The following is a 22,308-nucleotide window of genomic DNA, read 5'->3' on the forward strand; positions in this document are numbered from 1 at the left end:
TTCCTCTTCGCCCAGAAGGATACGCATGAACTCTCCCTAGTGTTGTGGGTGTGGCCGTGGGCCAGTGGCTAACAGATGACTGCGGACAACTATCCCCGTTCAGGGGTTATCGCCGCGTAGTGATGACATATCCGAACGCGGCGGGCGGGGCTGTGAACGCGGCGGGGCCGGGTCGTCCATGTAGCGGACGCGACCCCGGTCATCCATGTACTTCACCCGGTTGATGTCCCGCCCGTCGAACGGGACCCGCTCGGCGCCGAGGATGTGTCCACCGGTGGTCCGCTGGACCCGGCGCACGGCGTCGGACAGCGAGCGCTCCTGGGGGGCCCCCCTGACGTTGCGCGCCATGCTTTCGGCCCGGGCCGGATCCGGCTGGGGGGCCTGTGCGCTGGCACTGCCTGCGGCAGCAACAGCGCCTGTCGCCAGCAGGGCGGCAAAGGCAAGACGGCGGTGGCGGGTCACGGAGAACATCGGTCTGATCCTAGCGGAGCGCGTCAAAACGTTCAAAAGTTGTGAATCGGCAACCGCCAGCCTGGGCCGGCGCTTTACGAATCTTTTGCAAATTCTTGGTTTTACGCAGTGAATCCGGTCTGAACTTTTATGACCGACGCCTCGCTTCGTTCATCTAGGTGAACATTGACGGCTACTTCCGCCGCGATGTCAAGCACCGACTGTGACGGGCCTCACGCTGCGACGCGCTCTGCCTGGTCGCGGGTGATGGTGAGCGCCTGCTCGATCAGGCCCCAGTCAGCACCCGGGCGGTGGGCGCCCTCGCTCAGCACCTGGCGGAACGCGCGGCCACCCGGTTGCCCGTGGAACAGGCCGAGCAGGTGGCGGGTGATGTGCTTGAGCGCAAGACCGCGGGCCAGCTGGGCCTCGATGTAGGGGCGCATGGCGCGCAGCAGGGCCTCGCGCGGCTGCAACGCCGCACCGGTCTGCGCGGCCTCGAGCTGATGCAGCACGTAGGGGTCGTGGTAGGCCGCGCGGCCCAGCATCACCCCGTCCAGCGCGGGCAACTGCGCCTGCGCGGCGTCCACCGTGGCCAGGCCGCCGTTGAGCACGATCTGCAGCTGCGGGCGGTCCGCCTTGAGGCGGTGTGCCCACTCGTAGCGGAGCGGCGGCACCTCGCGGTTTTCCTTCGGCGACAGGCCCTTCAGCCAGGCATTGCGCGCGTGCACGATGAACATCGCGCTTCCGGCGTTGGCCGATTGATCGACGAAGTTCACGAAGTTTTCGTAGTCGTTGTCTTCATCCACGCCCAAGCGGCATTTCACCGTGACCGGGATATCCACGGCCTCCACCATGGCCGCCACGCACTCGGCCACCAGGGCCGGTTCGCGCATCAGGCAGGCACCGAAGCGCCCCGCCTGGACCCGGTCGGAGGGGCAGCCGCAGTTGAGGTTGACCTCGTCGTAGCCCCAGTCCTGGGCGATGCGCGCGGCCTGCGCCAGGAGCGCGGGATCGCTGCCGCCCAGCTGCAGGGCGAGCGGGTGTTCGCTGCCGTCGAAGCCCAGCAGGCGCGCGCGGTCGCCGTGGATCACGGCGTTGGCGTGCACCATCTCCGTGTACAGCCGTGCGCCCGGGGCCAGCAACCGGTGGAACACGCGGCAATGGCGGTCCGTCCAGTCCATCATCGGGGCAACGCAAAGGCGGATCTGATCAGTTTTCAATGTTTTCATACACTTAAGAGCATAGAGGACGCACAGATGCACCCGATTTATCCCGGTTTCGCCCGGTTTTTCCCAAGCAGATGTGCCATTTTTGTGCCAGCGTTGGATTGGCACAACACGGGATGGCACAACGATGGCAACGCTTCAGAACCGCAACGGCCGGTGGCGCGCAATGGTGCGCCGTAAGGGCCACAAAGACCAATACCGCACTTTCCCAACCAAGACCGCCGCCAAGACTTGGGCCGAGCGCATCGAGCGCGAACAGGCTGACTACGAGGCGCGTGGTGGAACACCCGGTGAGAACCTGACCATCGATCAGCTGATCCACTGGCGGACCAATGAACTGGCCTCTGTGAAGGCGCTGGGGCTAACCAAGTAGGCAACCTCAACCGCATCCGTGAGGGTTTAGGCACCATCGTGGCCCGGAACCTAACGGCCACCGATGTGATCGAGAATGCGCGCCGTCGCGTGCAAGGCAACCACATGAATGCGAAGGCGCACATTATCCCCCCTTGCGCGCCGGCGACCATGAACGTAGAGCTGGGCTTCGTCTCGGAGCTGCTCAAGCTCGCCGGGCCAATGAAAGGCGTGAAGTTGGCGACGGACCCGGTCGCAGAGGCACGGCCCGTCCTGCGGCTGTTCAAGCTGGTGGGAAAGTCCAAGCAACGCGACCGGCGCCCTACTGCGGACGAGCTACAGCGACTGCACGAACACTACACGGCCGCAGCCTGGCGCTCGGTGATCCCTATGAGCGACATCATCACCTTCGCCATCCTGACGGCGAAGCGCGAGAGCGAGATCACCCGGCTGCAGTGGTTCGACCTCGATACGAAGAACCGCACGGCGATGCTCAGGGATGCCAAGCACCCACGCAGCAAGATCGGTAACCACCGTACCTTCCCGCTGCTCGGGGACGCTTGGGCGCTGGTGCAACGCCAGCCGCGGATCGAGGGCGACGACCGCATCTTCCCTTTCAACTCGAAATCCGTAGGCACCTCATTCACCCGCGCCTGCAGTGACCTGGGCATTGTCGATCTGTGCTTTCACGACCTTCGCCACGAAGCCACGTCGTGACTGTTTGAACAGGGCTACGATATCCCCGAAGTCGCCGCCGTCACCCTTCATAGCTCTTGGAATGAGCTGAAGCGATACACGCAGCTGCGGCCCGAATCTCTCCATCGCCCAACCGAACCCAAGGGAGATCAACAGCATGCTTAGGAAGCCCTACGGCCAGACGCTATTGGCGGGTGCATTGGGCGTGCTCGTGGGTGCAGGCCTTGGATACGCCAAGGCCACCGCTGGGTATCCCGTTGACTGGTCATCTACCGGCACCATGATGCAGGGATGGGCTGCGCTGATTGCCGCTTGCGCGGCAGCGTGGGGGGTCAACAGGTGGCAGCAGGAAATCAGGTTCAAACGCAACGCCGAGCTTGCCGAGAAGATCATGGTCTCGGTTGAAGGTTTGGCTCGCGCGCTTAGTGACGCCCGGTCTAAACCCATGGAGTTGGAGCTTGATAAACGCGTGCCAGGCGGCATCGTTCTTACCCCCATATCGTATGAGCTGCGTAGCAAGTTCCTAAACACCGCCCCCCATGCGGCCGAGATTGAATCACTGCAAAACAACGTGTCTGCAATCTTCGGGAAAAAGCACAGTTCCGCTCTCACCGTGCTCTTGGCGATCCACTACACCATACGAGGGTCGCTGATGGAGTGCGTTGCCACGACCACAGGCGTCAAGGATGGGCGTTTAGAGTTGGAGGCACTGGAACTTATGCTGCCCGTTGCAGAATCGGTCGTTCCCGTCACCAGACGGGGGCAGGCTCTTTCAGACGTGATCAACATGAGATTGAACCGTGTCCGAGACCTCTTCGACGGCTCGATCTGACCCCCATATGCGGCTTGCGCGCTCCCTAGGTAAACGCGCCTATGGAAACGGATGCAGCAACGATTCCTTCAGCAAGCGGTTGCCCCGCACCGCCTCCCGCCACTGGACAATCTTGTCCACGTCCGCACGTAGTTGTACCTGGTGCCGACACACCCTGGTATCGGCCCCGCTGCGGCCCTGATCGTAGCCGGTACACACCCGCAGCCCGTCTGCAGGGAACTTGTAGCGCCCCAAGGTCGGTCGCCATACCCCATCGATGCCGTGATGCATCTGGACGACAGCGACGCCACGATGCTCGAGCAAAGTGTCCGGGCCGAGGGCGCCATGCGGGGTCGTCCATTCGAAGTCGTCGGGCAGCGTCATAGGCGGAGAGGATACGGCTGGCCATCGCAACGACTGCGACAAAGCTGGTGATCGTCCTGACGGCGTTGCAGGGAGGCGCCGGGGCGAGCGAGAGAGCGACCACAGTGGACGCCGGCGCGTCCCCGCCCGTTTAAAAGGAAAAGAACCGATGACCACGGGGAACGAGCAATTTTTGCAACCGCCCCTCACCAAGTCCAACAAATTACTTTAAATACAATAACTTATGCACCTATATCAATGGCAATAATAAGGCAACATCCAAGCAACCTGATTGCTTTTCGGTAAGGCAACCCGGGCCTGAAATAATTTCCTTATGAATCAATGACATTGCAAATTCCCCTTTCCGAAATTGCTCAAAATTGACCCCAAAAGCAATCGCCACATATCCATTACAATCAATCACTTGCCGCACGCATCCGGCGTATCGATTGCCTGATTGCCTTTTTCCCGTGGCCATCCGTTTTTTTTGGGGCGCCGGCTCAGGCAAGGGAAGGTCCGCCCCCCTCTCGCGCAGGGAACCGCAGGGCCGGTCGGCCCCTGAAGGCTGGCAAAGACCCATACAGGGCGGGGGCTGGGCCGTGCTGCAGAGAGTGCGGAAAAGGCACCCCAAGAAGTGCGCAGGCGTGGCGGGGAGATGAGTGCGCGCGCCGGGTTAAGATGCCAGTAGCCATCAAGGAAGGACGCAAATGGGGTTTGTTAAGCCTGAGCACAGTCGGAAGCAGGTCGAGCGAGCTGGTGACGCCCTGAGGCAGTCACCAATGAACATCGATAAGGTGGTGGCCGCGATCCCTGTGATTTCAAACTGGCGAGCCGCGCATGCGTACCCGCTCAACACGTTCCAGGCCACCCTTCGCCACAAGCTCAAGAGCCTGGGAATGGACGCCAAATCAGCCCCTGTGGGTCAGCGCCTGAAGCGTCTTCCCTCTATCATTCAGAAGCTCCAACGCTTCGACCAGATGTCGCTAGCGAGAATGCAGGACATTGCTGGACTCCGAGCTGTCGTTCCTTCAACATCGATGCTCAGGGCGATCAGCAGGTCATACCTTGAGGCGGAACGGTTTCCCCATGAACTGCGGACCGTGCACGACTATGTGCAGGAGCCGAAGGCGGATGGCTACAGAAGCATTCACCTGGTGTATCGCTACCAGAATCCACGGGCACCGGCGTATGAAGGTTTGCACGTCGAGCTGCAACTGAGGACCAAGGTCCAACACGCTTGGGCGACGGCTGTTGAGACTGTCGACACCTTCGCAAACTCAGCCATCAAGGCTGGAAAGCCGACGCCGATGTGGAAGGAATTCTTCCAACTTACTAGCGCCGCGTTTGCGTTCACTGAAGCTCAGCCGCTACCCGCTGCGTACAGAGGGATGCCTCTCATCGACATACTCGCCCAGCTGTCGCATGTTGAGGCCGAGCTCAATGTGATACGGAGGCTGCGGGGCTTCAGCATCGCAGCAGATAAGATTCAGCGAGGAGGACGCGGAATCGCGGCCTATCACCTCGTCGTGCTCAATACGGAGCATTTTGACCTATCTATCCAATCCTTTCCCGAGCGGGAGCTTGATCAAGCGACAGATGCTTACGAAAAGGCCGAGGAGCGGACAGCTCGCGGCGAACCAATCGACGCGGTGCTGGTTGCCGGAGGAAGTATTGAGCAGCTAAAAAAAACGTATCCAAATTACTTTTTGGACGCCAGCGTGTTTGTTAAGCGCGTATCTGCCTTATGTAGTTCGTTCCGCCGATCTGCCTAGGGATGGTCTGAGCAGATCGTCCGCAGCGCTGAATTCGTAAGCCGAGCGTGTCCGCGCCTTGCCTGAGCGGAAGATTTTGGTGAAAATGAGGTTTTGAAGGTGCCGTTGGGCACCTCCAGGCGGATCTATCCCTGGGTCGGCACGAACTGCCGGCGGGTCATCCACAGGTTGGACAATGCAAACAGCGTCAGCACCTGCGCGCTGTTCTTGGCCAGGCCACGGTAGCGCACCTTGGTGTAGCCAAACTGGCGTTTGACGACCCGGAAGGGGTGCTCCACCTTCGCGCGCATGCTGGCTTTACAACTCTCCCATCGCTCGTGCTGCCGGCGATCCCGTGCGTTCTTGATCGCCTTTACCTTGCCCCGCTTCTTCGCAATCAAGAAGGCGGCCTTGGAGTCCTGTAACTCTGGTCGCGAGTCCGCACCGGTATAGCCGCTGTCGCCCAGCACGCAGTCCTCCCTGCCGTGCAGAAGTTCGTGCGTGACTGTGACATCGCCTACATTGGCAGCCGTGCATTTCACGTGGTGTACAAGGCCGGAAAACTCATCCACGCCGATGTGCGCCTTCATGCCGAAGTACCACTGGTTGCCCTTCTTGGTCTGGTGCATTTCCGGATCACGCGCCTTGTCGGCATTCTTGGTCGAGCTGGGCGCATGAATGATCGTGGCATCCACGATCGTGCCCGCACGCAGGCTCAGACCCTGATGCTGCAGGTGGGCATTGACCGCCTCCAGCATCTTCGCGCCCAGTCCATGGGTCTCCAGCAACCGGCGGAAATTGAGGATCGTGGTCTCGTCAGGAATGCGGTCCAGGCTGTTGATGCCGGCAAATCGGCGCATCACCGCCGTGTCATACAGCGCTTCTTCCATCGACGGATCGCTCAACGCGTACCACTGCTGCAGGAAATGGATGCGCAGCATGGTTGCCAACGGATACGGCTGACGGCCTCGCCGGTCTGCAATCGGGTAGTGCGGCTCGATCAACGCCAGCAGTCGCTTCCAAGGAACCACCTGATCCATCTCGTTGAGGAACAGCTCGCGGCGCGTCTTCCTGCGCTGGCCCAGGCCTTCGGCATCTCCGAATGTCAGCTGCATGGAGGATCCTTCAACGTGATCTGATGGACCTCAAGCTTGCCGGCCAGCGGCCGGCACTACCATCATATTTCGCGCAGAATTGTTCAGACCATCCTTAGAGCTGGAACGGGGCAGATGACATTGACTACTCAAAACCGCCCCCGAACTTCAGATGCTTCATATCCCGGCTCATTCTGACAATCTGAACGTTGAAAGCTATTTTCGGCATCGCGCCTCTGAGGAAGCTATCGATTTTCCGGACAGCCAGAGTCTGGAACCTAGTCTCATTGTTGTTTCTTGTTAGGAGATGAACATGAATTACCTGCGGGTCGATGAAGAGGTCGAGAAACTCAACCGCGTTGATGAGCTTCCCGCTCAGCTCCTTTGTGAAGTCATGCGCAGTACCTACAAGCATGACTATGTCCCCAACAGCGACCCCACTAGCCAGTGTTCGATATCCAGAAACAAAGCTTTCGTCATTCTCAGCGCTGCTGGAACCTAGCAGGTCCAGCACCTTTCCTAGATCACGCGGCGTGTATTTCGTAGGCCGAGGGGACCAAACCGACCGCACGGGCTTGACTTCTGCGTTGGCGTCAGCGACATCAATCAAGGTCGTTTCAGAAACTGTAACCGATAGGTGCTTCGGCGCTGCTTGCAGAAACTCTTCGAGGTCATACATCCAGAATCTCTCGAGCTTCGCGTGCGATAGCATCTCCGCACACAGCTCAGGATGTGGCCCGATGAGTCGTTGGTTATTCTTTTGCCACCAATCTGGCTTTCGGTCTTGCGTCAGAATAATCAAATCCTTGACTTCGTCTTTTTCGGCCAAATACTCGATGACTTGGCGCCAAATGACGTAGTCGCCGTACAACCTGTTATAGACGGTACCCGCATGCCTAAAAGTTGGATTTTTCTTATCCGCGTCTTCAAATCCGGGGCCCATCCTGTCTTTGTAACGCTTCTGGGCATCTGCATACCAGTCATCCAGCTGCTGCTGCGACGGCGGTGTACCTATGTTGTCGCCATACAGATCATCCACAGCATCGCGAACTGGATCTACCCCAACCATGTCCACTTGGCCACTGAGTGCTCCCTGCGCATCGGCGATGATTGACCTGCCTAGAGAGGCGAGTTCTGCCATGTTCTTGGAAGCAGCTTCGAGCCCACGCTTGTCGAGCTGAACGGCTGTGACCAGACTCTCAAACTGCAGGAGGGCACCTTCCAGCGGCTCGATCACTTTTGCGGTTCGATCACGCGCCTGACCGATCGATTTTGTGCGATTTCTTTGGAATTCCAGGGCAACTTGATAGGGCATCCACAACCGATCCTTCAGCTGTTTCAATACGGAGAGTGTCTCGGACCGTGTCTTATCGGGGAGCGCATATAGCTGAAGCAGAAGGTTCGCATCCACTACGAACACGCCTCTCTCCCATAGCAGCTTAAGGTCGCCGTCTACAGGCTCGTAATGTCCCGGAAAAAGTTTTCTAAGATTTGCCATTTCGTGCTCTCCCTTTCTTTACCCGTGTACCGCCGCCCATAGTGTTCCTGAATATGCAGCCATCCCGGCCGCCAAGAAGGGAGCCAACTTAATGACGGATCCGAACTCGAAAAAACTTGAGCGTGCCAAGGTCGTCCATGTCCCCCAGATTGCTATCGCGAGCATGGCAGTCGACAGCGGCCCGCAGTTTTCCGCACCACGTCCGCTGCCTTGACCGTGATCTTCTCATTGCGCAGATCTACGTCAACGCTGACCTGCTGGCCGATGATGGAAAGCACATTCTTTGCTGAGCTCTTGGCAAGCGTGGTCGAGGCAGACGAGATCCTGGACGGCACGCGCGCGCCATCGCGCGAAATCCACGTCAATCCGGTCCAGGACACGTAGAGCGGTCGCCCAAACCCTCCGGTGGCGTGCACCCTGTGCACCGCCACCGGCACTCCATCACTTACATCCCGCGTGCGCGGGTCTGCTCGCGTTCCTGGTGCTGGCTCTGGTTCTGCGACTGGGTGTTGAGGTCGTCTGCTTGGCGGGTGCTGCTTTCCACCGTCTGCGAGATCGCCTGGCTGTGCTCGACGCACGCACGGCGTGCCGCCGGGTCGCCCACGTTGCCCTGCACTGCGAACACACCCGAGCCGTCGAGGCGGGCAACGACCGTATCGATCTGCTGCATGCCGGAGGCCTTGGTGGCCACCACCAGCTGGCCGGCGGCGCGATCGAGCTGCTCGGCGTCGGCAAACAACGGCTTCATGCCGCTCTGCGTGCGCTGCTGTTCCATCGCCTGCAGCTTGCCCTGCGCCTGCTCGAAGCGGGCGTTGTCCACATGCGAGGCGTCACGCATGCTGGGCTCTGCGTGGGCCGGTGCATTTCGCGTGGCTGCCACGCTCGCCTCCAGCTGGCCGAGGGTCTTCTCCCCAGCCTTGCCGTCGTTCTTCAGGCCGTGCTCTTCCTGGAACTTCGTCACTGCCGCGCGGGTGTCGTCGCCGAAGTAGCCGGTGGTGGACAGCGGCTTGCCGTCGGCGCCCTGGTAACCCAGCCCCGCGAGCTTGGTCTGCATCGCCTTGACCGCGTCGCCACGCTCGCCGTGCACCATCACGCCGTCGGCCATCGCCGCCTGCGCAGGCGGTCCGGACTGGGTCCGGCTGGGTGCCTGATGGGTCAGCGTGAGGCGATCATTGAGCATGTCGCCCAGGTACTTGCGGTACTGCTCCGGCTCCAGCTCGATATGCGCATGCACCGCGCCGGGGGTGCCGGCGTCGGACTGGCGGATCAGCGGCGCACCGTATTCCACGTAGTCGCCGGTCTTGTACGGGGTGGTGCCGCGTGCGCCGTGCAGCACCTGGCCGACCAGTTCGCGGTCGGGGTGGCCGGCGGGCTTGCTGTAGATGCCGATCGAGTTCCAGGCATCCGACCTGACTTCCGCGTAGCCCGCGACCGGGGCGGGGATCATGATCTCGCGATCACCGCGCGGGTTGGTCAGGATCAGATCCTTGTGCACCAGCGGAATGCCATTGCGGTCGTCGCGATTGCGGACCGTCTCCAGTTCCCCTTCCACCATCTCCGAATGACGGTCGGCCAATGCTGCATTGCCGGTACGCACCGCTTCGCGGTTGGCATTGGGGTGGTGGATCTTCATCTCGCGGAAGGCGTCCTCACCACTGGTGCCGTGCGCGATGGTGCGGTTTGACGTGCCATTGCCGAAGGGCTCGACGACCCGGATCCGCTCGCCACTGGTCAGGTCGGTGGCAGTGGCGGTGGCAGGGGTGGCCGCGTCGCGCGTGGGCGCGGTCGGGGCAGCCTGCGTCGCTGGCGCCTGCGTCGGCGCTGCCTGGGTCGGTGCGGTGGGCACGACCGGTGCGGCAGCCGCTGCCGCCTGCGGCCCTTGCTGGCTCGCCACGGCCGCCAGCGCGCCCAACGTGTTTGCACCCGCCTTGCCATCCACCGTCAGGCCATTGGCCTGCTGGAACTCGCGCACCGCATGCTCGGTATTGGGGCCGTAGTGCTTGTCGGCCGTCAGCGGCTGGCCGTCCTTGCCGGTATAGCCGGCCTGGATCAGCTTGTTCTGCAGCGCCTCCACTTCGGTGCCGCGCTCGCCCGGCGTCAGCATGCCGTCGGCCATCGGCGCGGCGCTGCTCTGCCGCCGTCCCTGCTGGCGGGGTTCGGGCTCGCCGAAGGCCTGCTGGTAATCCTTGCCCTGATAGGCCTCGGGGTTGCGGTTGACCTGGTCGTAGCGGGCCAGCCCAACCAGCGAGGTCTTCTCGTTGGTGGCGCGATCGCGCAGGGAATCCCACAGGGCCGGGGAGCTTTCAAAATGCCGCTGCACGTTGTCGTGCTTGTAATCCTGCGCCGCGCGCACGATCTGTTCGTCGGTCAGGTCGGCAAGATTGAAGTTCTCGCCATAGGCCGCCTTGAGACCGTTGTGGAACACCGAGCGGGTCATGCCGCGGTACTGCACCGAGGTGCTCCACAGTGCGTCCTGCACGGCGGGACCGCGGTCGGACAGGTCCACGCCGACCGCCTTCAGACGGTCCATCTGGACGTCGTAGTACTTGTGCTGGATGAAGTCGTGCTGGTCCTGGGCAAAGGCGGTCGGATGGGCCGCGGCCACTTCCTTCCAGCGCTCGGTAAATGCCGCGGTGCCGGGCTGCAGGCCGGTGAACTCACTGGCGTAGCGCGACGCACGCACGTACTCGGCGGCACCGCCCACGTTGGTGGCGTACTGGTAGCTGCCGTACGACACGCCGCCGTGATCGCCCTGCCCGGTGGACACATGGCCCGGGCCGCGACCGCCGGTTTCATAGTGGGCCGACGTCTGGCCACGGTGCCAGTTGTCCATCGCCTGCTTTGCCTGGGTAACAACATCCATTGCCTACACTCCGTTGCGGGGGGGGATTACTTCGAGATGAGCGCTTCGAGCTGGTCAGCGCGATTGGCGGTACGGTTGATCCGGCACGACTGCGCGTCCAGCATCTGGCCCTGGCCGTCTTCGTCCGGGTTCGCGCTGCAGTAGCGGTTGGTGTCACTCATGTACGCCGCCTGCTCGTCCATCAGATCGTCCTTGACTTTGCCATCGGGACCGTCGGCGATCTTGCTGACTGCGGCGACGAGGCGGCGGTCCTGCCAGGCGAACTCCTCGTCACCACACGCCTGCAGCGCCCGGGTCACCGCATTGCTGGCCTTCACGCACGCGATGTACTTCGGGCGAAGGTTGGCCTTGCGGTAGGACTCGTCCGGGGTGCGCGGCCCCATGTCCTCTGCCTCCATGGCAAGGTCCGCAGCAGACAGTTCGTGCTTGCCCGTCTGGGCTGACGGTGCCTCGGCGGCCGTCGCAGCCGGCTGCACTGCAGCGGCGGGGGCCGACGCCTGCGCATCCGGGCTGCTGGCTGCCACGGGACCGCCGAGCGTGACGGCCTCGGAGCTGGGCGCCTGGCAGGCGGCCAGGGCGAGACTCAGGGCCAGAATGCTCCAACGCCCGTTGCGGTACAGGCCGCGACGGAGGCCGGAAATTGGGTTCACTACATGCATCGTTCGCTTCTCCTTGCGGGTGGCCGGCCATGAGCGGCACACCTCAGATGTCGGGTATCCATTCTGCGCGGCGATCATGACGCCGGCGATGCGGTGGCCGCATCGGTGCGCCCGCCCTTCCCCTGGCGACGCACCACGCGTGCACGATACCTGCGTCAAACCATTGACGTCCAGCACGCATTACACGAGGAAGTTGCGGGTTCAGGGCGTATATACAAGTGTCTTTCTCCGTGAGATCAACTACTTGTCACGCCGCAGGCAGCGCTGCGCAGGCACAATGGGGCTTACCTCTTCCTGCTCCACACCCCCATGCGCAGCGTAAGGCCCGCCCTGTTCGACCCCGCCACCGAACAAGGCGTGCTGCGTCTGTCGATTGCCGCCTCGCTCGCGGTGGCGCTCGGTGCCGTGGCATTCGGCCTGTACGCCAACTCCTCGCTGATCATCTTCGATGGCATCTACGGCCTGATCGACGTGGTGATGACGTGGCTGTCGTTGCTGGTAGTGCGGTTGATCAGCCTGTCGACCAACGTGGACGCGCTGCAGTCACGCTTGAACCAGCGCTTCACGATGGGCTTCTGGCACCTGGAACCCATTGTGCTGGGCGTGAGCGGCACGCTGATGATCGGCGCGGCGCTCTATGCGGCGGTGAACGCCGTGAACGCGCTGATGTCCGGCGGCCGCGAGATCGCCTTGGGCCCGGCCATTGTGTTCGCGGTGCTGTCGCTCATCGGCGAAGCGGCGATGACGTTGTTCATCCGCCGTGCCAACCGCAGCATCGGCTCGGATTTTGTCGGCCTGGATGCGAAGAACTGGATGGTGGCCACGGCGATGTCGGGCGCCTACCTGATCGGCTTCGGCGGTGGCTGGCTGCTGCGCGGTACGCCTTGGGCGTGGATCGTGCCGTACATCGATCCGGCCATCCTGCTGGTGGTCTGCGCGTTCGTGGTGGTCGCCCCGCTCGGCACCGTGCGCCGGGCGTTGTCGGACATCCTGCTGATCACGCCCGTGGACCTGCAGTCGCACGTGGACGAAGTCGCGCGCGCCATCGTGGCCAAGCATGGCTTCCTGGAGCACCGCAGCTACGTGGCCAAGGTGGGGCGCGGCGAGCAGATCGAACTGTTCTTCGTGGTGCCCGCCGATGACGCGCCGCGCCCGCTGGTCGAATGGGACCAGCTGCGCGACGAGATTGGTGAGGCACTGGGCGAGGAATCGACCGACCGGTGGCTGACGATCATGTTTACGACGGATCGGGAGTGGACGATCTGAGGGCAGGTGTCGCTGCTTCCCCAGCCTCCTTACACGGCGCCTGGGCGTTCGACTGCGTGAGAGCAACCGTCTGCATCGCGTGCGACACCACGGTAAGTACGACAGGCTGTCCGGCACCGGGAGAGTAAAGGACGTTTTCCCCTGCCTTCCTTTTGCGCTTCTCGCCGAGCACCATCACCTGATCAAGCAGCCGCACCCCCTTGTCAGGCACGCCGCGCCAGAGCACAAACTGCGCCCCCGCTCCATCGGACACTCCCGAACCGGCAGGCGCCAACATATCCACCACAAGGGTGTAGCCATCCTGTTCGCTGGACCCGATGAACAGCTCCGCCGCAGCGGCCGACGTCATCTGGAACACCGGTGCCATCACCTCCTCGCCCCCCACCGACACGTGAAGCGAGAGCGTATGTACGACAGCGGTCTCCCCGGTCAGATCATTCGACGCGGCAGCGTGGTGCGACAGCGCTGCACCCGCCAGCCACAGCATGAATGTCGCAAAGCGCATGAACATTGCCAGCTCCCTCTCAACCTATGAAGAGGCGGCACTGTAGCGATCACAATGCGAACCTGGCCGCGAAGGGGTCCCAGAACTCGATCGGAATATTCTGGTCTTCGCATTGGTCGGTCGCTCCTTGTCTGCCGATGGCGGCAACGCAACGGCGCTACTGCGCCGATGCCTGCTTCCACTGCCGCGGCGACTGGCCTGTCTGCGACTTGAACGCGCGCGACAGCGCGGCCTCGCTGCCGTATCCCACATCCACGGCGATGCGCTTGAGCGGTTGGCCCTTGCGTAGCGCCTGTTGCACCAGACGGGTACGCCAGCCCTGCAGGTAGTGGCCGGGCGTGCTGCCGATGGTGTCGCGGAAGCTGTCGGCGAAGGCGCTGCGCGACATGCCGGCGCGTTGTGCCAGCGATTCGAGGGTCCACTCCTGTGCCGGCTCCTCGTGCATGGCCACCAGCGCGTGGCGCAGGCGCGGGTGCGCCATGCCGGCGAGCAGGCCCACGCGCAGCTGGCCGCTTTCCATCAGCGCGCGCAGGATCTGGATCATCACCACTTCGAACAGGCGGTCGAGCAGCGCCTGGCGGCCGCAGCGCTGGGCGAAGGCTTCGTCGAACAGCACCGACAGGATCGGCTGGCCGCCGTACAGCGTGTCCAGCGGCAGGCAGATCACCGGCGGCAGCGCGGCGGCGACGGGGTTGTTGCCGCCGCCTTCGAACTGCAGATGGGCGCAGGCGAAGTCGGCCCCCTCCTCCGCGTCCGTGACGAAGCGATGCGCCAGCGGACGTGGATACACCAGGACACTGGGTTGGGTGATCTCGAGCACGCTGCCGTCGGGGTGCTCCACGCGTACCTGGCCGTCGCGGATCAGGTGCAGTTGGCCGCGCTCGCCGTCGGCGGGCAGGTCGTTGATGCCGCACAGCGCGCCGGCGTGGAAGACTTCGGCATTGACCGCGAAGCGGCCCAACAGGGATTGCAGGCGGTCGACCATTCCGGACTCCAGATCAAGTTTTCTGGACGTTATGTTGCCACACGTCCGCCCAGACGGCGCACAGTACACCTCACCAACCGGTCCATCCCGTTCACAGCCAGGAGATTCCCATGTCGATTGAAAAGGTTCTGTACACCGCCACCGCCACCGCTACCGGTGGCCGCGAAGGCCACGCCACCTCGTCGGACAACGTGCTGGACGTGCAGCTCTCCACCCCGCGCGAGCTGGGCGGCGCTGGCGGCCCGGGCACCAACCCGGAGCAGCTGTTCGCTGCCGGTTACTCGGCCTGCTTCCTGGGCGCGCTGAAGTTCGTGGCCGGCCAGGCCAAGGTTGCGCTGCCGGCTGAAACCAGCATCACCGGCAAGGTGGGCATCGGCCAGATTCCGACCGGCTTCGGCATCGAGGCAGAGCTGCAGATCAGCGTGCCGGGCCTGCCGCGCGAGCAGGTGGAAGAGCTGGTGCAGAAGGCGCACATCGTGTGCCCGTATTCGAATGCCACGCGCGGCAACATCGACGTGACGCTGACCATCGTGTAACAAAAAATGGGCGGATGCCGGTCCTTGAACCGTGCATCCGCCCATCCCACCGCGGTGGATCCCGTTTCCGGGACGCATTCGGGTTGTTGCGGGCATGGCCCGCATTCCGGTTACTTTTCGGGCGTTACCAGCTGCACCACGCTGGAGAAGTCCAGCTTGCCGCGACCTGCCTGGTGGTTCATCGAGTACAGGTTGCGCGCCAGTTCGCCCAGCGGGATCGAGGCACCCACGCTCATCGCCGCTTCCACGGCCAGGCCCATGTCCTTGAGCATGAGGTCGCTGCCGAAGCCGCCGCTGTAGCCGCGCGAAGCCGGCGCGTTTTCCAGCACGCCCGGCCACGGGTTGCACACTTCGGTGGCCCAGCTGCGCCCGGTGCTCACCGCCATCATCTGCGACAGCACCTTCGGATCCAGACCGTGGGCCACGCCCAGTGCGATGGATTCACCCGTCACTGCCATGATCACGCCCAGCGCCATGTTGTTGCACAGCTTGGCCACCTGGCCGGCACCGCTGGCACCCACGTGGAAGATGTTCTTGCCCATGGCCTGCAGCAGCGGACGGGCGCGCTCCAGCGCATCGGATTCACCGCCCACGATGAAGGTCAGCGTGCCGGCCTGTGCGCCCGCCGTGCCGCCGGAGACGGGCGCGTCCAGCATCTGCAGCCCACGCGCAGCCGCCGCTTCGGCGACCTTGCGTGCGGTGGCGGGGGCAATGGTGCTGCAGTCGATGATCAGCGCGCCCCCCGGGATATCCCCGAGCAGGCCATCGTCACCGAGGTAGACGCCTTCCACGTGGCGGCTCGCGGGCAGCATCGAGATGACGATCTCGGCATCGGTCAGCGTATCCAGCGCCGAGGTGGCGGCGGTGGCGCCAGCGTCAACGGCGGCCTGCACGGCGGCAGGCACGAGGTCGAACACGCGGACTGCGTGACCGGCCTTGGCCAGGTTGGCGGCCATCGGGCCACCCATGTTGCCCAACCCGATGAATGCAATACGGCTCATGCGTGGCTCCTTTCAGGGACGGTGGCACCCAGGTCGGCCAGCGGATGCGCGGCGTCGGACCAGGGCGAAACGAAGAAGGTGTCTGCCCAGGCCGCGGTGGCTTCGGCCAGCGTGCGCGGCTGCCAGTGCGGGGTGCGGTCCTTGTCGATCAGCAGCGCGCGGATGCCTTCGGCGAAATCGCCGTGGGCAGCCGCGTGCAGGGCCGCGATGTACTCGAGCCGATAGACCTCGGCAAGCGAAGCACCTTCTGCCTTGCGCTGCAGCTCGAAGGCCAGCCGTGCCGAGCCGGGCGCGCCGGCGGCCAGCGTGGCCTGCGCGTTGGTCAGCCACGGATCCTCGGTCTGCAGTGCGGCAATGGCCTCGACGATGGCGCCGACGTCGTCGCCGCTGCACAGCGCATCCACGGTGGCCGCATTGCGCAGCAGCGGGCCGGTGGCGGCATCGCTGGCGTGCTGTTGCAGCAGCGCGTCGAGCTGGTCGTGGTTGCGCTTGGCATCCTCGCCCCAGTGCACGGCGGCCAGGGCGTTGAACACCGCCTCGCGCTGCGCCTCGGCGATATGGATATCGGCCAGGCCCGCGTAGATCGCATCACCGGCATTGAGCGGCGCGCCGGTCAGCGCCAGGAACAGGCCGCCCTTGCCCGGCACGCGCGGCAGCAACCAGCTGCCGCCCACGTCGGGGAACAGGCCCACGGTGATTTCCGGGAAGGCCAGTTTCGAGCGCTCGCTGACCACGCGGTGGCTGGCGCCGGACATCAGGCCGATGCCGCCGCCCATGACGATGCCGTGGCCCCAGCACAGGATCGGCTTGGGATAGGTATGGATGGCGTAGTCGACGCGGTATTCCACGTCGAAGAACTCGGCCGCATAGGCGTTGTCGCGGATGTCGCTGCGGCCGGCGTCGCGGTACGCGCGCATGCTCTGGTACAGGCTGTGCAGGTCGCCGCCGGCGCAGAACGCCTTTTCGCCTGCGCCCTGCAGCACCACCAGCGCGATGCCGTCATCGCTCGCCCACGCGTCCAGCCGCTCACGCAGCAGGTGCGCCATGGGCAGCGAGAAGCCGTTGAGGGTGCGCGGCGCGTTGAGCGTGGCAATGCCGATGCGCATGCCGTTGGCGGCCGCCCGCTCCTCGAACAGTACCGGGGCGTCGTCGCTGGCGAGCGGCGTGCTCATGCGTTCTTCCACTGTGCGGCGCGCTTTTCCAGGAAGGCGTTCACGCCTTCGGCCTGGTCGGCGCTGTCGAACAGGTCGACGAAGGCTTCGCGCTCGCTGACCAGTGCGGCCGCGTGGGTGCCGGTGCGGGTGGCCTGCACCAGCGTCTTGCAGGCGGCGATGCTGGTCGGGCTCTGCTTGCCGGCCTTGTGTGCCCACTCCAGCGCCAGCGCCTTGGCCTCTCCCTTGCCGACCTTCTCCTCGGCCAGGCCGATGCGCACGGCGGTGTCGGCGTCGATGCGCTCGCCGAGCAGGATCATCCGCTTGGCCCAGCCTTCGCCGACCAGACGCGGCAGGTTCTGGGTGCCACCGGCGCACGGCAGCAGGCCAACGGTGGCCTCCGGCAGTGCCACCTGGGCATGTTCTTCGATGATGCGCAGGTCGCAGGCGAGGGCGCATTCCAGCCCGCCGCCCATGGCGTAGCCGTTGATCGCGGCGATGGACACGCCACGGAAGCCGGACAGCGCTTCGAAGGCTTCACCGAAGCGGCGCGCGGCTTCGCGGGCGGCGGCCTTGTCGCCGGACGCGAACTGCTTCAGATCGGCACCGGCCGAGAAGAACTTCTCGCCGCCGCCGGTGATCACCAGCGCGTAGATGTCGCGGTCAGCGTTGAGTGCCCCCACCAGATCGCGCAGGGCGGACAGACTGTGCACGGTCCAGGTGTGCGCGGGCGGGTTGTCCAGCGTCACCACCGCGACATGGCCATCGGCCTCGACCTTCAGGCCCACATGTTCGTGCTTGCGCCAATCCATCATCGCAGTTCCTCATCGGTGTTGAGCAGGTGGCGGGCGACGATCACACGCATGATCTCGTTGGTGCCCTCCAGGATCTGGTGAACGCGGCTGTCGCGCAGCAGGCGTTCGATCGGGTATTCGCGGATGTAGCCGTAGCCGCCATGGATCTGCAGTGCTTCGTTGCAGACCTGGAAGCCCGCGTCGGTGGCGAAGCGCTTGGCCATCGCGCACCACACGTTGGCGTCGCTGGCACCGGCATCGAGCTTGCGCGCGGCGGTATGCACCATCTGCCGCGCGGCTACCAGCTGGGTGACCATGTCGGCCAGCTTGAACTGCAGCGCCTGGAATTCCGACAGCGCCTTGCCGAACTGGCGGCGCTCGCCCATGTAGCGGCGTGCTGCATCCAGTGCGCCCTGCGCTGCACCCAGCGAGCAGGCGGCGATGTTGATGCGGCCGCCATCCAGGCCCTTCATGGCCAGCTTGAAACCACCACCTTCGTCGCCCAGCAGGTTGGCCACCGGCACACGGACGTTTTCGAAGGTGATGCCGCGGGTGGGCTGGCTGTTCCAGCCCATCTTCTCTTCCTTGCGGCCGTAGCTGATGCCGGCCAGGTCCGCCGGCACGGCCAGCGCGCTGATGCCGCCGGCACCGGGGCCGCCGGTACGCGCCATCACCACCAGCAGCTCGGTGGCACCGGCGCCGGAGATGAAGGCCTTGGACCCGTTCAGGACGTAATGGTCGCCGTCGCGCACCGCGCTGGTCTTCAGCGAGGCGGCGTCGGAGCCTGCACCCGGCTCGGTCAGGCAGTACGAGGCCAGCTTGCTGCCCGACGACAGATCGCTGCCCCACGCGGCCCGCAACGCGTCCTGGCCCCAGGTGGAGACCATCCACGAGGCCATGTTGTGGATGCTGATGTAGGCCGCGGTGGACGGATCCACATTGGCGAGCTCCTCGATGACGACGGCGGCGTCCAGACGGCTCAGGCCGCTGCCACCGACGTCGGGGTCCATGTACAGGCCACAGAACCCGAGTTCCCCTGCCTTGGCGATCGCCTCGCGCGGAAAGATGCCCTCCGCATCCCATCGCGCGGCGTGCGGCGCCAGTTCGGCCTGGGCGAAGTCGCGCGCCGCCTCTCTATAGGCCTGCTGCGCTTCTTCGAGTTCCGTCGTCATCGAGTTGCTCATAAAAAATTCCCTGCAGTCACTTACTTCAGGCTGATCGTGGTGTTGACGCCATGACCCAGCGTTTCGTCGTCGAACCAGCGCGCGGTGATGGTCTTGGTCTGGGTGTAGAACATCACCACCTGCTTGCCGTACGGACCCAGGTCGCCGAGCTTGGAGGCGCGCGAACCGGTGAACGAGAACAGCGGCACCGGCACCGGAATCGGCACGTTGATGCCGACCTGGCCGACGTCGATCTCTTCCTGGAAACGGCGAGCCGCCGCACCGGACTGGGTGAACAGCGCCGTGCCGTTGCCGTTGGGGTTGCTGTTGATCAGATCGATGGCGTCATCCAGCGTCTCCGCTTCCAGGATGACCAGCACCGGCCCGAAGATTTCTTCGTCGTAGATGCGCATGCCCGGGGTGACGCCGTCGAAGATGGTCGGGCCAACGAAGTTGCCCTTTTCGAAGCCATCCACCTGCGGGTTGCGACCGTCGAGCACCAGCTTGGCGCCCTGCTCCACGCCCGAGGCGATCAGGCTTTCGACGCGCTCGCGGGCGGCGCAGGAAATCACCGGGCCGACGTCGGTGCCGGTCACGCTGCCGGCGCTGACCTTCAGCGTTTTGGCCTTGGCCACCAGGTCCGGCACCCACTCGCGCGCCTCGCCCACCAGCACCAGGGTGGAGGCGGCCATGCAGCGCTGCCCGGCCGCGCCGAAGGCGGCACCCACCATGGCGTTGAGGCTCTGTTCCTTGTTGGCGTCCGGCAGCACCACGGCGTGGTTCTTGGCGCCCATCATGCACTGCACGCGCTTGCCTGCCAGCGAGGCGCGGTTGTACACATGCGTGCCGACACGGGTGGAACCGACGAACGACACGGCCTTGATGTCCGGGTGGTCGCAGATCGCGTTGACCACTTCTTCGCCGCCGTGCACGACGTTGAGCACGCCCTTGGGAATGCCTGCTTCCAGCGCCAGTTCGACCAAGCGCATGGTGACCATCGGGTCCTGTTCGGACGGCTTGAGGATGAAGGTGTTGCCGGTGGCGATGGCCATCGGGAACATCCACAGCGGGATCATCGCCGGGAAGTTGAACGGGGTGATGCCGGCGCACACGCCCAGCGGCTGCAGCAAGGTGTAGGTGTCCACGCCGTTGGCCACGTTGTTGGCCAGCTCGCCCAGCTGCAGATTGCCGATCGCCGCCGCGTGTTCGACCACTTCCAGGCCGCGGAACACGTCGCCTTCGGCATCGGGCACGGTCTTGCCCTGCTCGGCGCTGAGGATGTGGGCCAGCTCGCCCATGTGTTCGCGGATCAGCTGCTGGTACTTCAGGAAGATGCGCGCGCGGGTGCCGATGGGCGTCTTCCGCCAGGTCTTGAAGGCTTCCTTGGCCGAGGCGACGGCGGCATCGACTTCGCCGACGGTGGCGAACGGCACCTGGGCCAGGACGTCCTGGGTGGCCGGATTGACCACGTTCTGCCAGTGCGAGCTGGCCGATTCGACGAACTGGCCGTCGATCAACATGCGGATACGGGGCGCTGCAACAGTCATGACAATCCCGGCGGGTCGATAAGTTATTGGCATTATTCACAGCCAAACGCTCGATTTCCGGCCTGCATACGCTTAATCTGGCCAACGCCCGCAACGATTTCTGTTAATTCTGTGAATAGCCAGCTGCATCAACGCCAGATCGGCCTGCGCCTGCTGAAGCTGCGCGAACAACGCGGCTACAGCCAGGCGGACCTCGCCCGGGCGCTGGGGCTGTCGGCGAGTTACCTGAACCAGATCGAGCGCAACAAGCGCCCCCTGACCCCGGCGGTGCAGCAGAAGCTGCGCGAGGTGTTGGGCGACGTTACCGACCTGTTCGATGTCGATGAGCCCGGCGCGCTGCAGGAGGCGCTGGGCGAGACCCTGCGCGACCTGGGCCTGGACGACGTGAGCAGCACCGAGCTGCGGGCGATGGCGGGCAACCTGCCGCAGATCAGCCGCGCCCTGCTCGACCTGCACCGCCGCCACCTGCTGCTGCGCGAACACGCCGCCGCGCTGGAGTTCCAGCTGGGCGACCCGCAGGCCGGGCAGGCGCTGCCGGCCGGCGACCAGGTGCGCGACTTCTTCAACCGCATGCACAACCACATTCCAGAGCTGGACGACCTGGCCGAGCAGCTGTTCGGCGAATGGGGGCTGGTGGCCGGGCACGTGGCGCCTCGCCTGCGCCAGCTGCTGGCCGACCGCCACGGCGTGCTGGTGGAAGTGGCGCCGCTGCAGGCCGGGCGCGAGAAGCGCGTGTACGACGGCGGCAGCCGCACGCTGTGGCTGCCCGACTACCTGGAACCGGGCCAGCAGGCCTTCCAGATGGCCGCCGAGCTGGCGCTGCTGGGCTATGCCGAACAGATCGACGCGGTGATCGCGCGGGCCGGCTTCCACCAGCCCGAGCAGATCGCGCAGGCGCGGATCGGCATGTCCAACTACTTCGCCGGGGCGCTGGTGATGCCGTATGCGCAGTTCCTGCGCGCGGCCGAGCACAGCGCCTACGACATCGACGCGCTGGCGCACCGCTTCGGGGTGGGTTTCGAGGCGGTCTGCCACCGGCTCAGCACGCTGGCTCGGCGCAGTGCGCCAGGGCTGCCGTTCTTCTTCATCCGGGTGGACCGCGCCGGCAATGTGTCCAAGCGGCATTCGGCCACCGACTTCCACTTCTCGCAGGTGGGCGGCTCGTGCCCGCTGTGGATCGTGTACGAGGCCTTCAACCAGCCCGGCCGGGTGTTGACCCAGACCGCGCGCATGCCCGACGGGCGCCGCCACTTCTGGCTGGCGCGCCAGGTCAGCAGCGGCCCGGTCGGGCATGGCCAGCCGCGCAAGACCTTCGCGGTGGCACTGGGCTGCGACCTGCAGCATGCCGAGCGGCTGAGCTATTCGCGCGGGCTGGACATCCAGAGCCCGGGCAACTCGGTGTCGATCGGCCCCGGCTGCCGGGTCTGCCCGCGCGAGGACTGCATGCAGCGCGCGTTCGCGCAGCTGCCCGGGCGCGCCTGACGGTAGTGCCGGCCGCTGGCCGGCTCCAGGCAATAATCGATTGCCCGGTAGTGCCGGCCGCTGGCCGGCTCCAGGCAATAATCGATTGCCCGGTAGTGCCGGCCGCTGGCCGGCTC

21 protein-coding genes are annotated in these 22,308 nt (G+C 64.5%); 7 read left to right on the plus strand and 14 right to left on the minus strand.

The features are described 5' to 3' along the window. Nucleotides 1–99 precede the first annotated feature (99 nt). Both RT456_RS02250 and dusA read right to left on the minus strand, forming a co-directional pair. Nucleotides 100–348 carry a hypothetical protein gene (locus RT456_RS02250; RefSeq protein WP_313342439.1) on the minus strand — a complete coding sequence of 83 codons (249 nt, stop codon included), beginning with the start codon at nucleotides 346–348 and terminating at the stop codon, nucleotides 100–102. Nucleotides 349–683: 335 nt separating this feature from the next. Beyond that, complete coding sequence (dusA, locus tag RT456_RS02255; RefSeq protein WP_313341931.1) at nucleotides 684–1,679, minus strand: tRNA dihydrouridine(20/20a) synthase DusA; 996 nt, start codon at nucleotides 1,677–1,679, stop codon at nucleotides 684–686. A 124-nt stretch (nucleotides 1,680–1,803) separates the two neighbouring features. On the opposite strand from dusA, the gene RT456_RS02260 reads away from it, so the two are divergent. The 3 genes from RT456_RS02260 to RT456_RS02270 all read left to right on the plus strand — a co-directional run bounded on the left by RT456_RS02260 (nucleotide 1,804) and on the right by RT456_RS02270 (nucleotide 3,555). Then, the gene (locus RT456_RS02260; RefSeq protein WP_313341934.1) at nucleotides 1,804–2,049 is read left to right on the plus strand and encodes a hypothetical protein; all 246 of its coding nucleotides are present in this window, start codon (nucleotides 1,804–1,806) and stop codon (nucleotides 2,047–2,049) included. Nucleotides 2,050–2,087: 38 nt separating this feature from the next. After that, nucleotides 2,088–2,744, plus strand: coding sequence for a tyrosine-type recombinase/integrase (locus tag RT456_RS02265; protein ID WP_313341936.1), 657 nt, complete (start codon nucleotides 2,088–2,090; stop codon nucleotides 2,742–2,744). Nucleotides 2,745–2,880: 136 nt separating this feature from the next. Further along, on the plus strand, nucleotides 2,881–3,555 hold the full coding sequence (locus RT456_RS02270) for a hypothetical protein (RefSeq protein ID WP_313341938.1): 675 nt from the start codon (nucleotides 2,881–2,883) through the stop codon (nucleotides 3,553–3,555). Nucleotides 3,556–3,594: 39 nt separating this feature from the next. Here RT456_RS02270 and RT456_RS02275 read toward each other — a convergent pair whose 3' ends face one another. Then, entirely contained in the window at nucleotides 3,595–3,918 is a 324-nt protein-coding gene (locus tag RT456_RS02275) for a hypothetical protein (RefSeq protein WP_313341941.1), read from the minus strand. Nucleotides 3,919–4,676: 758 nt separating this feature from the next. On the opposite strand from RT456_RS02275, the gene RT456_RS02280 reads away from it, so the two are divergent. Continuing rightward, nucleotides 4,677–5,669, plus strand: a complete 993-nt coding sequence (locus tag RT456_RS02280) for a RelA/SpoT domain-containing protein (RefSeq protein WP_313341943.1) — start codon at nucleotides 4,677–4,679, stop codon at nucleotides 5,667–5,669. Between the two features lie 125 nt (nucleotides 5,670–5,794). On the opposite strand, the gene RT456_RS02285 is transcribed toward RT456_RS02280, so the two are convergent. The 4 genes from RT456_RS02285 to RT456_RS02300 form a co-directional block, all read right to left on the minus strand. Further along, the gene (locus RT456_RS02285) at nucleotides 5,795–6,763 is read right to left on the minus strand and encodes an IS5 family transposase (protein ID WP_313341946.1); all 969 of its coding nucleotides are present in this window, start codon (nucleotides 6,761–6,763) and stop codon (nucleotides 5,795–5,797) included. Nucleotides 6,764–6,887: 124 nt separating this feature from the next. Continuing rightward, a complete protein-coding gene (locus RT456_RS02290) occupies nucleotides 6,888–8,240 on the minus strand; it encodes a PIN-like domain-containing protein (protein ID WP_313341949.1) in 1,353 nt (450 codons plus the stop codon). A gap of 445 nt (nucleotides 8,241–8,685) precedes the next feature. Then, on the minus strand, nucleotides 8,686–11,103 hold the full coding sequence (locus RT456_RS02295; protein ID WP_313341951.1) for a peptidoglycan-binding domain-containing protein: 2,418 nt from the start codon (nucleotides 11,101–11,103) through the stop codon (nucleotides 8,686–8,688). A gap of 26 nt (nucleotides 11,104–11,129) precedes the next feature. Then, a complete protein-coding gene (locus tag RT456_RS02300) occupies nucleotides 11,130–11,840 on the minus strand; it encodes a lysozyme inhibitor LprI family protein (RefSeq protein WP_313341954.1) in 711 nt (236 codons plus the stop codon). A 231-nt stretch (nucleotides 11,841–12,071) separates the two neighbouring features. Here RT456_RS02300 and RT456_RS02305 point away from each other — a divergent pair, with 231 nt between their 5' ends. After that, on the plus strand, nucleotides 12,072–13,028 hold the full coding sequence (locus RT456_RS02305; RefSeq protein ID WP_313341957.1) for a cation transporter: 957 nt from the start codon (nucleotides 12,072–12,074) through the stop codon (nucleotides 13,026–13,028). On the opposite strand, the gene RT456_RS02310 is transcribed toward RT456_RS02305, so the two are convergent. After that, the gene (locus tag RT456_RS02310) at nucleotides 13,000–13,539 is read right to left on the minus strand and encodes a hypothetical protein (RefSeq protein WP_313341960.1); all 540 of its coding nucleotides are present in this window, start codon (nucleotides 13,537–13,539) and stop codon (nucleotides 13,000–13,002) included. The genes RT456_RS02305 and RT456_RS02310 overlap by 29 nt on opposite strands. Before the next feature lie 151 nt (nucleotides 13,540–13,690). Further along, nucleotides 13,691–14,518 carry an AraC family transcriptional regulator gene (locus RT456_RS02315; protein ID WP_313341963.1) on the minus strand — a complete coding sequence of 276 codons (828 nt, stop codon included), beginning with the start codon at nucleotides 14,516–14,518 and terminating at the stop codon, nucleotides 13,691–13,693. 110 nt (nucleotides 14,519–14,628) lie between these two features. On the opposite strand from RT456_RS02315, the gene RT456_RS02320 reads away from it, so the two are divergent. Further along, on the plus strand, nucleotides 14,629–15,054 hold the full coding sequence (locus RT456_RS02320) for an organic hydroperoxide resistance protein (RefSeq protein WP_313341966.1): 426 nt from the start codon (nucleotides 14,629–14,631) through the stop codon (nucleotides 15,052–15,054). 110 nt (nucleotides 15,055–15,164) lie between these two features. Here the strand turns inward: RT456_RS02320 and mmsB are convergent, their stop codons facing one another. From mmsB to RT456_RS02345, 5 genes are read right to left on the minus strand one after another with little or no spacing between them, the layout of a single operon-like run. Then, nucleotides 15,165–16,055 carry a 3-hydroxyisobutyrate dehydrogenase gene (gene mmsB, locus RT456_RS02325; RefSeq protein ID WP_313341969.1) on the minus strand — a complete coding sequence of 297 codons (891 nt, stop codon included), beginning with the start codon at nucleotides 16,053–16,055 and terminating at the stop codon, nucleotides 15,165–15,167. Continuing rightward, a complete protein-coding gene (locus RT456_RS02330) occupies nucleotides 16,052–17,227 on the minus strand; it encodes an enoyl-CoA hydratase/isomerase family protein (RefSeq protein WP_313341972.1) in 1,176 nt (391 codons plus the stop codon). The genes mmsB and RT456_RS02330 overlap by 4 nt, the downstream gene beginning before the upstream one ends. Then, nucleotides 17,224–18,021, minus strand: a complete 798-nt coding sequence (locus RT456_RS02335) for an enoyl-CoA hydratase (protein ID WP_313341974.1) — start codon at nucleotides 18,019–18,021, stop codon at nucleotides 17,224–17,226. The genes RT456_RS02330 and RT456_RS02335 overlap by 4 nt, the downstream gene beginning before the upstream one ends. Continuing rightward, nucleotides 18,018–19,184 (minus strand): acyl-CoA dehydrogenase family protein, encoded by a 1,167-nt coding sequence (locus tag RT456_RS02340; protein WP_313341976.1) that lies wholly within the window; start codon nucleotides 19,182–19,184, stop codon nucleotides 18,018–18,020. Before RT456_RS02340 ends, RT456_RS02335 begins: the two co-directional genes overlap by 4 nt. 20 nt (nucleotides 19,185–19,204) lie before the next feature. Next, on the minus strand, nucleotides 19,205–20,710 hold the full coding sequence (locus tag RT456_RS02345) for a CoA-acylating methylmalonate-semialdehyde dehydrogenase (RefSeq protein WP_313341978.1): 1,506 nt from the start codon (nucleotides 20,708–20,710) through the stop codon (nucleotides 19,205–19,207). Nucleotides 20,711–20,821: 111 nt separating this feature from the next. On the opposite strand from RT456_RS02345, the gene RT456_RS02350 reads away from it, so the two are divergent. Then, nucleotides 20,822–22,192, plus strand: coding sequence for a short-chain fatty acyl-CoA regulator family protein (locus tag RT456_RS02350; protein ID WP_313341981.1), 1,371 nt, complete (start codon nucleotides 20,822–20,824; stop codon nucleotides 22,190–22,192). The last annotated feature ends 116 nt before the right edge of the window (nucleotides 22,193–22,308 follow it).

Source organism: Stenotrophomonas sp. (assembly GCF_032099025.1).
Classification (GTDB): Bacteria; Pseudomonadota; Gammaproteobacteria; order Xanthomonadales; family Xanthomonadaceae; genus Stenotrophomonas.